Below are 14699 nucleotides of genomic sequence, written 5' to 3' on the forward strand. Positions count from 1 at the left end.
TATGTGTACGCTTTTTATTGCAGACCTGCATTTAAGTGAACATGAACCGGCAATCACTGCCGGTTTTCTTCGCTTTTTAAAAGAACAAGCTATTCATGCAAAAGCACTTTATATCTTAGGCGACTTTTTTGATTTTTGGATAGGTGATGATGATCCTAATCCTTTACATCAACAAATTGCTCAAGCTCTGATGACGCTAAAAAAGGCAGGGGTGCCTTGCTATTTTATTCATGGAAATCGTGATTTTTTAATTGGCTCTCGTTTTGCAAAAGAGAGTGGTATCACCATACTTCCACAAGAAAAAGTGCTCGAAATTGAACAGCATCGTATCTTGATTTTACATGGTGACACGCTTTGTACTGACGATGAAGCTTATCAACGCTATCGTAAAAAAGTACATAATAAATTTATTCAGCGCCTATTCTCACTACTCCCTCTATTTATTCGACTGCGTATCGCTGACAAAATGCGCTCACGTAGCCAGCACGAAAATCAGTACAAATCAGATGCCATTATGGATGTTAACCCGCAAGCGGTGATAGACACTTTTAAGCATTTCAATACCGAATGGATGATCCACGGTCATACGCATCGCCCAGCAATTCACACCGTCAACATTGATGATAAAATACATTATCGAGGTGTATTAGGTGCTTGGCATACTGAAGGTTCTATGTTTAAAGTGACTGCGGAAAAAATAGAACTTATTCAATTTCCTTTCTAAGTTATTTTGCTTATTTTCTTCAAAAAAAGCCCATTTTTTCTTTACGCAAACGTTTTCCTGTGCGTGTTAGCGTGATACTATCATGCTCAGTTTATTAGGCTATATCCGTTTATGCTTACAGGAGCAGTTAAGTAATGTCTTCTCAAGTTGGTCTAAATACCTCTTCCGCTCGTATCGCCATTGTAATGGGTTCTAAAAGTGACTGGGCAACAATGTCTCATGCCGCTGATGTACTAGACGCACTACAACTTCCTTATCATGTTGAGATTGTCTCTGCACACCGTACCCCTGATAAGCTATTTAGCTTTGCAGAACAAGCAAAAAGTAATGGCTTTGATGTCATTATTGCAGGAGCAGGTGGTGCAGCCCATTTACCAGGAATGCTCGCAGCAAAAACACTCGTTCCTGTATTAGGTGTTCCTGTTCAAAGTGCAGCATTAAGCGGTGTTGATAGCCTTTACTCTATTGTGCAAATGCCAAAAGGTATTCCTGTGGGAACATTAGCAATTGGGAAAGCAGGTGCTGCTAATGCTGCTTTATTAGCCGCTCAAATTTTAGCATTACACTCCCCTACTATTTTTGAAGCACTAACAGCATGGCGCACAGCACAAACTAACGATGTATTAAATAACCCAGATCCAAGGGAGGCACTATGAAGCCAGTTTGTGTTCTTGGAAATGGTCAATTAGGGCGAATGCTAAGACAAGCTGGAGAGCCTTTAGGAATTGCCGTTTATCCAATAGGATTAGATGCCGAGCCAGAAGCCGTTCCCTATCAAAAAAGTATCATCACAGCAGAAATTGAGCGCTGGCCTGAAACTGCACTCACCAAAGAGTTAGAACGTCATACTAACTTTGTAAACCGTGATATTTTTCCATTGCTTGCCGATAGATTGCCTCAAAAACAGCTTCTCGATGAATTGGGCTTAGCAACAGCACCTTGGCAGCCATTAACGTCACCAACACAATGGTCTGATATCTTCGCTCAACTGGGTGATTTTATTATTGTAAAGCGCCGTGTTGGTGGTTATGACGGTCGTGGTCAATGGCGCATTCATCCCGGTGAAGAACAGCAATTACCGGCTGAAATTTATGGTGAATGTATTGTTGAGCAAGGTATTCCCTTTTCAGGTGAAGTCTCATTAGTGGGTGCCAGAGATTGTAGCGGAAACTGTGTTTTCTATCCTTTAACTCATAATCTTCACCAAGATGGCATTTTACGCATGAGTGTGGCATTACCAACCCCTGCATCAGAACTACAACAATCAGCAGAAAAAATGCTGACAGCCATCCTTAATAAGCTCAATTATGTCGGTGTAATGGCAATGGAGTGCTTTATCGTTGGTAATAAATTACTTATTAACGAATTAGCCCCTCGAGTTCATAACAGTGGGCATTGGACACAAAATGGTGCCTCAATTAGCCAGTTTGAGTTACACCTACGTGCAATTTTAGATTTACCGATGCCAAAACCTGAGGTTTGCCAACCAGCAGTAATGGTTAATTTGATTGGTACTGATGTCAATCCTCAATGGCTTTCATTGCCATTAGTTCATTTACATTGGTATGAAAAAGAAGTTCGCCCCGTTCGTAAAGTGGGTCATCTCAATCTTGTGCATCGCGATAATACCCCCTTAAAAGAGACACTCAAATCATTAAGCTCCATGCTTGATGATGCCTATCAGTACCCTATCAAATGGGCTTTAGAAAAATTAAGCTAGCAGTCCGACTCATAAAGTTAGAGAATAATAGCCTTTAAACGAACAGACCTCAGATAAAGAGGTCTGTTATTCGCTATTTTCTCCTGATTATTCAGGTTACTGCACCCATTTGCTGGAGTCAGGATGCAAGTCACGCAACAGATTTTTGGACCCGTTTATCAGTGGAGTATGCTGATATTATTGGGTTTTGTGTATTTTTTAGCTACCGCAACCACATTTACTTCTTTAGGTGTTGTTCTTCCTAGCATGATAAGCGAGCTAGAGTGGAACTGGACTCAGGCAGGTCTTGGCTTTACGCTATTAGGATTAACCTGCGGTCTTGCGAGTTTTTTACCTACGTTATTGATCCGTAAATTAAATGTTCGTCTTACACTACTTATCGGATTGATCATTTTTGTCAGTGGCTTCTATTTTCTTTATGAAACATACACTATTGCGCGTTATTTTCTTGGTACTGCACTGTTAGGTATTGGTTTTACGCTACTGGCTACCGTACCCGGTACTTATGTTATTTCTCGCTTATTTGAAAAACAGTCCTTTGCCTTTGGTGTCTATTTTACCATTGGTGGATTAGGCGGTGTTGCGGGACCTTGGATCTACTTTTTAGCAACTCATTTGTGGCATACATGGCGAATGCACTGGCTTATTTCAGCAATCACACTCACCGTTGTTACTCTTATCACTATTTTATTTTTACGCGAAGGTAGTAAAGAACAAGAACACGCAAAAAAAATTAGCCAACTTCAAACCACAAAACGTATCTATCAAACTAAAGAGATTTGGACAGCCCGTCATGCTTTAAGAACATGGCAATTTTATGTTATTGCTGCGACTTACACGGCCTTTTTATGGTGTGGGATCACGGTCAATAGCTTTGCTGTTGCACATATTATTGAAAATGGTTTTGGTGAAACGATTGCCGCGACACTATTAAGTAGTATGGCATTTATCAATGCTTTCTCGCGCTTAGCGGGTGGCGCTATTGGTGAATGGTTAGAACCTAAAAAACTACTTATTGCAAGCTTAAGTATTATCATCATTGGATTGCTCGCGCTAAGTATGGCTAATTCTTGGGTTTACCTGATCTTATTTACGGTTTGTGTTGGTATTGGTTATGGAATGACGTTCTTAGCATCAAGTATATTGCTTGCTAACTATTTTGGTCGCTCCCCTTACCTTGAGCTATTTTCAGTGATGAATTTAATTTCAACACTGGCTTGTTTAGCGCCATTCTTTGCCGGGGCAATCAAAGATATTTCAGGTAGTTTTACACCTGCATTCTTGATTTTAACCCTACCTGTTTTACTGATTTTAGCGGTTACTCTGTTTATGAAACCACCGGTTTACCCTAAATTTCAGCATGCAAGTGAGCAAGAAAAGTAACGATTAAATAAGTAAGATAGCGAGCTTCGTATTATAAAAACGCATTTTCTAAGGAGACGTTAAGCTGATGAATGATGCATTAATAATAAAATACTCAATAGGTGTTGGCATAGCTTTAGCCTGTCTTGTGGGTTTTGTCATCGTATCTCTTTTTCATGACAAAAAGAAAAAACGTCGCAGAAATATTATTATTCATATCAGCCAAGCGGTCTTTCTCTGTAGTTTAGTCATTATCTTAAGCCAATATTGTGAAACGGCTGTCGTTGATTTTAATCTCCATTTTATCTCTTTTAGGATGATTAATTTCTTTACCTATGTCGCTATCGCATTAATTTTAATGCGTAAATTTTTCTTATTGATTAATTTATTAGAGAAATCACAAATTAAAAAAGGGAGCGATCCTACTTCAGCTCGTATTATTTCGCGCATATTTAAAATCACCCTTTTCGTCATTATCATCTTACTGTTTGGTGAGCACTTTGGTATGAGCTTATCTGGTTTAATGACCTTTGGGGGATTAGGCGGTATTGCCATTGGTATGGCAAGCAAAGATGTGATGAGTAACCTTTTTTCAGGGGTGATGCTCTATTTTGATCGCCCTTTTAATATCGGAGATTGGGTACGTTCTCCTGATCGTAATATTGAAGGTACCGTGGTAGAAATCGGTTGGCGTATTACGAAAATCATTACCTTTGATCATCGCCCCCTTTACATTCCAAATTCTGTTTTTTCCTCTATTAGCGTAGAGAATCCCGGTAGAATGACCAATCGACGCATCGAAACAGAATTAGGTTTACGTTATGAAGATTCAGATAAAATTGGTGTTATCGTTGAAGATATTCGCACCATGCTAATGCAAAATGACAAAATTGATACGAAACAAACCTTATTAGTCTATTTTAATCAATTTGCAGACTCTTCACTCAATATCATGGTGTATTGTTTTACCAAAACGACAGTCTGGGCGCAGTGGCTTGAAGCTCAACAAGAAGTCTATTTGAAGATGATTGAGATTGTGCATAAACATGGCGCTGATTTTGCCTTTCCATCTCAAACAGTCTATATCGAAAAATCTTCTCCGATTAACCAATAATAGAAAGTAGATCAGTTTATTTTCTCATAAACTGCTCCATTCACTCACCCATCAAAAATGGTGATTTATGCACTTATAATACATAAATCACCATTCTTATCTTTTAATTTATTTCAATCACATTCACAACCAAGTATATTGTTCGCCAATTCTTTTACTGATAAAAACGCGAGTATAATGAAAAAAATGAAGTTGGCGTGTCACCCTACTCTTTCACACTATTTTTATTGTGAACGTCCGATTGTTGATATTGTTGATGCGAATTTAACGCAAGTATCAGCCGTCGTGTTGTCATTGTCAGATATTGAGTCTGGCGAATTAGATCGCATTTATCAAACAGGTTTTCAATTACCCGTATTTATTGCTGTTAATCTTAATGATGCAATCAGTGCTGAATTGCTTAATCAGGTTTCAGGGGTTGTGATTACCGATAAAAGCGCACATCAAAAAAATAGTATGTTAATTAATAAAGCGGCACAACAATATGAAGAGAGTCTGACCACACCATTTTTTTCACGCTTAGTAAATTATGTTGCCGAAAAGAACGTCGCTTTTGATTGCCCGGGTCATCAAGGTGGAGAGTTTTTCCGCCGTCATCCTGTTGGCGAGCAGTTTTATCAATATTTTGGTGAGAATCTATTTCGCTCTGATCTCTGTAATGCTGATGTGGCAATGGGTGATTTGCTTATTCATGAAGGAGCGCCTTATGATGCCCAAACTTTTGCAGCGCAAGTATTTAATGCCGATAAAACCTACTTTGTTTTAAATGGAACATCTTCTTCTAATAAAGTTGCCTTAAATGCCTTATTGGCACCAAATGATTTAGTGCTATTTGATAGGAATAACCATAAATCCAATCATCATGGCGCACTCATTCAAGCAGGAGCAACACCTGTTTATTTAGAGACCGCTCGTAATCCCTTTGGCTTTATTGGTGGTATTGATGCTCATTGCTTTGAAGAACACTATTTACGCCAACAAATTGCAGAAGTTGCGCCAGAACACCAATTTGATAAACGTCCATTCCGTTTAGCGGTTATTCAACTAGGCACTTATGACGGTACAATTTATAACGCAAGGCAAGTGGTCGATAAAATTGGTCATCTTTGTGATTACATTTTATTTGATTCTGCATGGGTGGGTTATGAACAATTTATTCCAATGATGAAACAGTGTTCGCCTTTGTTGCTAACGCTTAATGAAGACGATCCCGGTATTCTCGTTACTCAATCAGTTCATAAGCAATTAGCAGGATTTTCACAAACCTCACAGATACATAAAAAAGATGCTCACCTTAAAGGGCAATCACGTTATGTTAATCATAAACGTATGAATAATGCTTTTATGATGCATGCATCCACCAGCCCATTTTATCCTCTTTTTGCGGCTCTTGATGTCAATGCAAAAATGCATTCAGGCAAAAGTGGTGAAGCGATGTGGATGAATTGCGTAAAACAAGGCATTGAAGCTCGTAAATCACTACTAAAGCAGTGCCAATTTATTAAGCCATTTATTCCTGAAGTCGTTGATGGGCTTGCTTGGCAAGATCACGATACAGATAAAATTGCTCACGATCAGCGTTTTTTCAATTTTATTCCTAATGATAATTGGCACTCATTTGAAGGTTATGCCAGCAATCAATACTTTGTTGATCCTTGCAAGTTAATGCTGACAACGCCGGGGATCGATCCTCATACAGGGGAATATGCATCTTTTGGTGTGCCAGCGTCTATTTTGGCAAATTACCTACGTGAGCACGGTGTTATTCCTGAAAAAAGTGATCTCAATTCAATCTTGTTTTTGCTGACTCCTGCAGAGCATCAAACGAAGTTTGATCGCTTAATCACTTTGATTGTTCAATTTGAAAAGCACTTAGTTGAAGATGTGCCATTAGAACAAATATTGCCTTCTGTTTGTCGTTGCTATCCATCTCGTTATCAGGGTTATACCTTGCGCCAACTCTGTCAGGAAATGCATGATATTTGTATCAGATACAATATCAAGTTACTGCAAAAACAGATGTTTAGAAAAAGTCACTTTCCTAAGCGAGCGCTAAGCCCACAACAAGCTAATATTGAGTTTGTTCGTGGTAATGTTGAATTGTTACCTTTAAATGAATTAGCAGGTCGAATTGCCGCTGAAGGTGCTTTACCTTATCCACCGGGTGTTTTATGTGCTGTACCTGGTGAAATTTGGGATGGTGCTGTTTTACGTTATTTTCAGGCGCTTGAAGTCACTATTAATCAGCTTCCCGGCTTTTCAACTGAACTTCAAGGGGTTTATATTTATGATGAAAATGATGGTAGTAAGCGAATTTATGCTTATGTGATAAAAGAATAATTGTCTTATCTTTCCCCATAAAAAATGCTGATATTTAATAATATCAGCATTTTATTTAGCTCTGTTTATCAGCCTGGTTTATTTCAACTATTCGCCTTGAATTCGTCGATATTGCCCTTTATCTTGCAACAGACGGACGCCTAATATACTGCCACATAATGAAAGTAATAATGCCGCAACAATAGGTACAGTGATCCACATTTCCCATTGTGGTTGCCAAGGGAACTTAAATACCGATATTTGTAATAAACTTAATGCGACCTCAGCACCAATCGCTGCTGCTAATCCCGCCATTAAACCTAATAATGCAAATTCAGCCCAAAGAGTCCGTCTTAATAATGATTTACCTGCGCCTAATGTTCGATACACCACCAGCTCAATGCGTCGTTGTGTCATTCCTACCTGAATTTGAGCAACTAACAATAACGCACCACAAATCATGACTAATCCAACCATAATCTCTAGCGCTCGACTGACTTGCTGTAAGATTTGTTGAACTTGCTGAATTAATGCACCAGTATCTAACACACTTACGGTTGGAAATTGCCGATTAAGAGCTGTAATTAACCCGTCCTCGCCATTGTAATAAAAACTACTCATCCATTTTTCTGGCTGATTGCTTAACCCTTCTTCAGAGAAAATAAAGAAGAAATTAGGGCGCATATTCTCCCAATCAACATGACGAATACTCGTAACAATGGACTTAAATTCACGAGTATCACCGACAAATGTTAGTTCATCACCTAATTTAATCTCGAGTTGTTCGGCAACACCTTGATCAAGAGAAACACCATTACCGACAGGAGGCCATGTTCCTTCAACAATCACGTTATCTTTAGGCAATTCACTGTGCCATGTTAAGTTAAGCTCTCGACGAACAGTGTTATTACCTGCATCACGTTTATCTGCCCACTCTTTAGCATTATGTTCATTAATCTGTGTTAAACGCGCTAATACCACAGGGAATGCATCCGTAGGTTCAACCTTATATTGTGCCAATAATGTATTAATTTCTTGAACTTGAGGTGCAGACATATTGATTAGAAAATAGTTAGGGCTATCTTCTGGTAATTGTTTTTGCCATTTTTCGAGTAAATCACCTTGAATAAGGACTAAAAGCGTTAACAACATAAATGAAAGTGCAAAAGCAGCAAGCTGAGTCATTGTTTGAAACGGTTGTCGTAATAAACGAGTTACTGCTAAGCGCGCACTGAGTTGGCGGAATTTAAACTGCTTTAATACCCATAATCCTAACCAGCCAATGATCCCAAGTAAAAAAGCAATAACAACAACACCAAATAGAATTGACCAGAGTAAAACGCCAGTTCCCGCAAAAAGCGTTAAAGCACCGACAATAATTAAGCCTACTATCGGTAAATAATAACGAAGAGGCCATATAGGTGCCGTAGTATCACTTCTTAATACTCGGGAAGGTTGCGTTGCCATTAATTGATAATAAGGTCTTAATCCTGTTAATAAAGCAATTAACAGTAAAGAGCCTACAGACCATACCCATGGCAAAAAGCTCGCTTCTGGTAAACTTTTAGGTAAGACTGGCGCTAAAATTTGTAGCAATATTGCTTCAAAAACAAGCCCTACTAAGGAGCCAACAACAATAGCGCCAATAAGGATCACGCCCCATTGCCCAACGATCCACTTTCTCAATGCACGTTTATCTGCACCTAACGTTTTTAATACCGCAATTAAAGTATGACGACTACGGCAATAATGAGCCATTGAAACGGCAACTGCCGATATCGCAAGCAATAGCGTTAATAGCGCTGAAAGTAAAAGAAAGTTTTTCGCACGCTCCATTGATTGTGAAAGTGCTCCACTATCTTGTTTTAAACTATTCCAACGCTGATCGGGTTTTAATAGTGGGTCGAAGCGTTGCTGATAGCTATCAATTACAGATCCATCACCTGCAAACATATAGCGATAAGTCAGACGGCTCCCAGGTTGCACTGCTCCAGTTGCTTCAACATCATCAAGGTTAATTAAAACACGGGGGGCGATTTGAAAAGGATTAAACCCGCTGTCTGGCTCTTGAATTAATACACCACTAATCGTAAATGAGGCATCGCCTACATCAATTTTATCGCCAACTTTTATATCAAGTAATTCAAGTAATCTGGCACCAACAAGCGCAGTTCCTTTTTCAGGTTTTAACCCTGCTGGCTCTGTTTCTAACTCACCATACAGTGGATATAATTTATCCACCGCTTTCACCAATGCAAGCTGTGGTGTGTCGCCTTCAGGAGCATAAGACATCGTGGTAAATTGCATTTGGCGACTAAGAGTTAGCCCTGCTTTCTTCGCCTCTGTAAGCCAGATTTCATCAACGGGATAAGATGCACGTAACACTAAATCGCCAGCAATTAAATCACGACTTTGAGCGTAAATACTTTTATCAATGCGATCACCTATACGCCCTAAAGCAAGCACACAAGCAACCGCAAGCGCTAAAGAAAGCCAAACAATTAATAGTGCCGGAGAGCGCCATTCACGCCAAAACCAACGCCAAATCATGACTCCTCCTTAAGTTGTCCATCTACTAATCGTAATCGCCTTTGGCAACGAGCAGCCAGCTCATTATCGTGAGTCACTAAAATCAACGTTGTTGCATAATCTCGATTAAGAGAGAACAACAAGTCAGCAATTTTATCACCTGTTTTACGATCAAGATTCCCTGTTGGCTCATCAGCAAAAAGAATCGCTGGCTGAGTACAAAATGCTCTTGCTAATGCAACGCGTTGTTGCTCACCACCAGAAAGTTGTGCTGGCATATGGTATAAACGTTCGCCTAATCCTAACAGCTTAAGTAAATCAACTGCACGCTCATGACTGTGCTTTTCTGACTCACCTTTTAATAATGCGGGCAACTGCACATTTTCGAGTGCATTCAATGTTGGGATCAACATAAATGATTGAAAAACAAACCCAACATGTTGGGCGCGCAATTTGGCACGTTCTTCTTCATTCATTTTTGTGAGATCTTCTCCCATTAAATGCACGCTGCCAGAGCTGCCATCATCTAACCCAGCAATGATACCTAACAGCGTCGATTTACCTGATCCGGACTCACCAATTAACGCAATTGTTTGTGCAGGCTCGACAACTAACTCAACACCCTGCAATATAGAGATCTGACTATCACCTTGTCCTACTTGTTTGGTTAACTGATGAACTTCAAGAACCTTTTCCGTCCACATACATTTTTCCTTATCGTTATGATGATGTTTAGCTTTAAGGCAATTGCTGCTGATACCTTTTTAATCTTTGGTGACAGCTTAAGTGCAGGATATCGTCTTCCAATTGAAAGTGCATGGCCACAACGCCTTGCTGATAAATGGAAAACAACCTACCCTGAAATTAATGTTATTAATGCAAGCATTAGTGGTGAAACTGCCTTTCAAGGGCAAAATAGGCTGCCTGATTTATTAAAACAGCATCAACCTCGTTGGGTTTTAATTGAATTAGGTGCAAATGATGGCTTACAGGGATACCCTGTTACACAAACAAAAGAGGCATTACAAAACATCATTACACAAGTAAAAGATGCCGGTGCAACGCCACTTTTTATGCAAATAATGATTTCACCTAATTATGGTAAACGTTATACACAATCATTTTCAGCGATCTATCCAAAACTCGCTGAAGATAATGCGCTTCCTCTGCTTCCCTTTTATATGGAGCAAATCGCTGATAAGCCTGAGTGGATGCAAAATGACAGCATACACCCCAATGAAGATGCTCAGCCTTTTATTGCGCAGTGGATGGATGAAACATTATCCCCTTACTTAACACGTTAGGCTATTCTGACAGTAGTTGACGTAGATTAAACGAGATTAATTGTAAAATTATGCAAAAAACGGTATTGATTACAGGAAGTTCCAGTGGAATAGGACTCTGTGCCGCAAAAGCACTAAAGAAAAGAGGCTATCGAGTTCTTGCAGCTTGCCGTAAAGGAGAAGACCTTGAACGCATGGAAACACTGGGATTAGAACCTATTCATCTTGATCTTGATGATCCAAAAAGTGTTGAAAATGCGGCACAAGAAGTAATTCGCCTAACAAATGGTCGTTTATATGGATTATTTAATAATGGCGGATTTGGTGTTTATGGTCCATTAGATGCTATTACTCGCCAACAAATGGAAAAACAGTTTTCTACTAACTTCTTTGGTTTACATCAGCTTACTACATTACTTCTACCCGCAATGTTACCTCATGGTGAAGGAAGAATTATTCAAACTAGCTCTGTAATGGGGATTATTTCAACCTCTGGCCGAGGTGCTTACGCTGCCAGTAAATATGCAGTAGAAGCATGGTCTGACGCGCTAAGAATGGAAATAGCGCATACAGGTGTTAAAGTGAGTTTAATCGAGCCTGGTCCAATACGAACGTGTTTCACTGAGAATGTGGCTCAAGCCGAAAAAGATAAACCGGTAAAAAATCCGGGGATTGCGAGTCGTTTCACATTAACGCCTGAAGATGTAGTGAAAAAGCTTATTCATGCTTTAGAAAACCCAAAACCTAAGATACGTTATCCCGTAACCTTATTAACTCACGCCGTCAAAATACTAAAACGTTTTCTACCTGATGCTTTAATGGATGCTATTCTCAGTCGCCAGAGCGGCAAGGCTTGATTTTTCAGGAATCACCCTTACTTATTAATAAAATAGCGTTATAAATCGCATATATATTTAAAACTCTCAAAAAGGGGCAAGTTAATGTTAGCAACTGCACATATTGTTGATGTGAATGAATCAAATATTCAACAAGTTATAGAACAATCCATGACTAAACCCGTCATGATGTATTTCTATTCAGAACGTAGTCCTCATTGTGCAGAGCTTGGCGCAACATTAGATAAACTGTCAGCCGAATTTGCTGATCAATTTATTTTGGCCAAATTAAATTGTGATGTTGAACAAATGATTGCCTCACAATTTGGTCTACGTGCGATCCCAACTGTTTATATTTTACAAGAAGGCCGCCCTGTTGATGGTTTCCAAGGACCTCAACCTGAAGAAGCAATTCGCCAAGTGTTAGCCAATGTATTACCCAAACCAGAAGAGCTAAAAGCGGCACAAGCGGCACAATTACTTTCTGAAGGAAAAACAGAGGAAGCTTTACCTCTGCTTAAAGAAGCGCATCAACTCGCACCTAAAAATAGCGAAATTACACTTGCGCTAGCGGGTGCTTTAATTTCTTTAAATAAAAATGAAGAAGCCCAAACTCTGTTAATTACTATCCCTTTACAAGATCAAGACAGTTACTACCATAGTTTGTTAGCGCAAATTGAATTACAAAAACAGGCTGCTGATACGCCTGAAATTCAACAATTACAGAACGATTTTAATCAACAACCTGAAAATACTGATCTTGCCATTCAACTTGCACTAAAATTACATGAAGTTGCTCGTAACGAAGAGGCGTTAGAGTTGCTATTTAGCTTTATCAAAAAAGATCTAAATGCAGGTGATGGACAAGTTAAGAAAACCCTGATGGATATACTATCGGCCTTAGGTACTAATGATAATTTAGCGTCTAAATATCGTCGTATGGTGTATTCTTTACTTTATTAATTTTATTTTCTTATTAAAGCAGACTTAGGACAGGTATATGGAAATAGTCATTGGTATTATCATCTTATTCGCTATTATTTTAGTTTTATGTGGTGTTAAAACCGTTCCACAAGGTTATCAGTGGACTGTCGAACGTTTTGGTCGTTACACTCGAACTTTGACTCCAGGGCTACAAATTCTCGTACCATTTGTTGATCGTATTGGTCGCCGTATCAATATGATGGAACAAGTACTTGATATCCCTTCTCAAGAAGTCATTTCTCGTGATAACGCCAACGTCAGCATTGATGCAGTCTGCTTTATTCAAGTCATCGATCCGGTAAAAGCGGCGTACGAAGTTAATAACCTTGAACTTGCGATTATCAACTTAACATTGACGAATATCCGTACAGTATTAGGCTCCATGGAACTTGATGAAATTCTTTCTCAACGTGACCAAATCAACAGCCGCCTGTTACTGATTGTTGATGATGCAACAAACCCTTGGGGTATCAAAATTACCCGTATTGAAATTCGTGATGTCCGCCCACCAAAAGAATTGATTTCTGCAATGAATGCGCAGATGAAAGCTGAACGTACTAAACGTGCCGACATTCTTGAAGCTGAAGGTATTCGTCAAGCAGCTATCTTAAAAGCTGAAGGTGAGAAACAAGGACAAATACTGAAGGCTGAAGGTGAGCGTCAATCTGCGTTCTTACAAGCAGAAGCCCGTGAACGTGCGGCAGAAGCAGAAGCCAGAGCAACACAAATGGTGTCTGAGGCCATTGCAAAAGGTGATATGCAAGCCATTAACTACTTTGTTGCTCAAAAATATACTGATGCATTGTCTCAAATTGGTTCAGCTAATAACAGTAAAGTTATTATGATGCCATTAGAGGCAAGTAATCTCATGGGTGCGATTGGCGGTATTTCTGAATTACTCAATACCAAAAAAAGTGACTCTGGCAACAAGAGCAATTAATTATGATTGAATGGATTAGTGCTCAACCTGCACTTTTCTGGCTTTGTCTTGGTGGCTTGCTGTTAATTACAGAAATGTTAGGAACAGCAGGATACCTTTTATGGTCAGGAATGGCGGCTCTATGTGTATCGTTGATCACATGGATATTGCCGATTAGCTGGCCTATTCAAGGTATTTTATTTGCGATATTAACGGTTATTAGTGCTGTACTTTGGCACCTTTGGCTTAAACGCAGAAAACAATCAAAAGAAGCTGAAAATTTAAATCAGAAAACTCATCAACTGATTGGTGTTCATGCTGTTTTATTATCAGATACTGAAAATGGTTTTAGTCGCGTAAAATTAGCGGATGGTAGTTGGCGTGTTTATTCAGACACGCCATTACTTGCTGGCGATAAGGTAATAGTAACTGCGATTGATGGTATTACCTTACAAGTGATTGCGCTTAAACCGACTGTTTCTGGTGATGACAACACCCTGACAAATGGTTGATGATTGGGCAATCTGCACCATCATCTCCGGGGCATTCGCTGGCTAATAACAGTAAGCGCTGGCGAATGGCGTTAAGCTCATTAATTGTTTTCTCAATTTCAGCCACTTTTTTTAAGGTGGCTTCTTTCACGTCAGCACTATGACGAGAAGGATTTCTTAACAACATTAATAAAGCTCGACACTCTTCTAAATTAAATCCGACCTCTCGCGCTTGTCGTAATAAAGTTAACTCTTCAATATGTTGAGCCTGATAATAGCGATAGCCGTTTTCACCTCTTCCCGGTGGCGTTATCAAGTCTTTTTCTTCATAAAACCGAATAGCTTTAGCCGTTAATCCTGTTTTACTTGCGATTTCACTAATATTCAAAATTCCCCCTTGACCTTCCCCTTGCGGAAA

General features: G+C 39.3%; 14 protein-coding genes. 11 read left to right on the forward strand and 3 right to left on the reverse strand.

Annotation, left to right across the window (positions count from 1 at the left end):
* Position 1 precedes the first annotated feature (1 nt).
* The 6 genes from QQS39_RS14530 (at position 2) to QQS39_RS14555 (ending at position 7260) form a co-directional block, all read left to right on the forward strand.
* Positions 2–724 (forward strand): UDP-2,3-diacylglucosamine diphosphatase, encoded by a 723-nt coding sequence (locus tag QQS39_RS14530; protein WP_285804797.1) that lies wholly within the window; start codon positions 2–4, stop codon positions 722–724.
* Positions 725–858: 134 nt separating this feature from the next.
* Complete coding sequence (gene purE, locus QQS39_RS14535) at positions 859–1380, forward strand: 5-(carboxyamino)imidazole ribonucleotide mutase (protein WP_285804798.1); 522 nt, start codon at positions 859–861, stop codon at positions 1378–1380.
* Positions 1377–2444, forward strand: coding sequence for a 5-(carboxyamino)imidazole ribonucleotide synthase (gene purK / locus QQS39_RS14540; RefSeq protein ID WP_151435886.1), 1068 nt, complete (start codon positions 1377–1379; stop codon positions 2442–2444). Before purE ends, purK begins: the two co-directional genes overlap by 4 nt.
* 123 nt (positions 2445–2567) lie before the next feature.
* A complete protein-coding gene (locus QQS39_RS14545) occupies positions 2568–3827 on the forward strand; it encodes an MFS transporter (RefSeq protein ID WP_285804799.1) in 1260 nt (419 codons plus the stop codon).
* Between the two features lie 67 nt (positions 3828–3894).
* Complete coding sequence (locus QQS39_RS14550; protein ID WP_285804800.1) at positions 3895–4920, forward strand: mechanosensitive ion channel family protein; 1026 nt, start codon at positions 3895–3897, stop codon at positions 4918–4920.
* Positions 4921–5097: 177 nt separating this feature from the next.
* Positions 5098–7260 carry an ornithine decarboxylase gene (locus QQS39_RS14555; RefSeq protein WP_432711543.1) on the forward strand — a complete coding sequence of 721 codons (2163 nt, stop codon included), beginning with the start codon at positions 5098–5100 and terminating at the stop codon, positions 7258–7260.
* An 87-nt stretch (positions 7261–7347) separates the two neighbouring features.
* On the opposite strand, the gene ybbP is transcribed toward QQS39_RS14555, so the two are convergent.
* Both ybbP and ybbA read right to left on the reverse strand, forming a co-directional pair.
* Positions 7348–9789 (reverse strand): putative ABC transporter permease subunit YbbP, encoded by a 2442-nt coding sequence (gene ybbP, locus QQS39_RS14560; RefSeq protein ID WP_151435890.1) that lies wholly within the window; start codon positions 9787–9789, stop codon positions 7348–7350.
* Positions 9786–10472 carry a putative ABC transporter ATP-binding protein YbbA gene (gene ybbA, locus QQS39_RS14565; RefSeq protein ID WP_151435891.1) on the reverse strand — a complete coding sequence of 229 codons (687 nt, stop codon included), beginning with the start codon at positions 10470–10472 and terminating at the stop codon, positions 9786–9788. The genes ybbP and ybbA overlap by 4 nt, the downstream gene beginning before the upstream one ends.
* On the opposite strand from ybbA, the gene tesA reads away from it, so the two are divergent.
* The 5 genes from tesA (at position 10443) to QQS39_RS14590 (ending at position 14302) form a co-directional block, all read left to right on the forward strand.
* Positions 10443–11072: a multifunctional acyl-CoA thioesterase I/protease I/lysophospholipase L1 gene (gene tesA, locus QQS39_RS14570; RefSeq protein WP_151435892.1), complete on the forward strand. Its 630-nt coding sequence runs from the start codon at positions 10443–10445 to the stop codon at positions 11070–11072. The genes ybbA and tesA overlap by 30 nt on opposite strands.
* A gap of 50 nt (positions 11073–11122) precedes the next feature.
* Positions 11123–11908 carry an SDR family oxidoreductase gene (locus tag QQS39_RS14575; protein WP_151435893.1) on the forward strand — a complete coding sequence of 262 codons (786 nt, stop codon included), beginning with the start codon at positions 11123–11125 and terminating at the stop codon, positions 11906–11908.
* A gap of 84 nt (positions 11909–11992) precedes the next feature.
* Positions 11993–12850, forward strand: coding sequence for a co-chaperone YbbN (locus tag QQS39_RS14580; RefSeq protein WP_285804801.1), 858 nt, complete (start codon positions 11993–11995; stop codon positions 12848–12850).
* 37 nt (positions 12851–12887) lie between these two features.
* On the forward strand, positions 12888–13811 hold the full coding sequence (locus tag QQS39_RS14585; RefSeq protein WP_109371347.1) for an SPFH domain-containing protein: 924 nt from the start codon (positions 12888–12890) through the stop codon (positions 13809–13811).
* Between the two features lie 2 nt (positions 13812–13813).
* Complete coding sequence (locus QQS39_RS14590) at positions 13814–14302, forward strand: NfeD family protein (RefSeq protein ID WP_285804802.1); 489 nt, start codon at positions 13814–13816, stop codon at positions 14300–14302.
* On the opposite strand, the gene cueR is transcribed toward QQS39_RS14590, so the two are convergent.
* Positions 14256–14669 carry a Cu(I)-responsive transcriptional regulator gene (gene cueR / locus QQS39_RS14595; protein WP_196570990.1) on the reverse strand — a complete coding sequence of 138 codons (414 nt, stop codon included), beginning with the start codon at positions 14667–14669 and terminating at the stop codon, positions 14256–14258. The genes QQS39_RS14590 and cueR overlap by 47 nt on opposite strands.
* Positions 14670–14699: the final 30 nt, after the last annotated feature.

Source organism: Proteus appendicitidis (assembly GCF_030271835.1).
GTDB lineage: Bacteria > Pseudomonadota > Gammaproteobacteria > Enterobacterales > Enterobacteriaceae > Proteus > Proteus appendicitidis.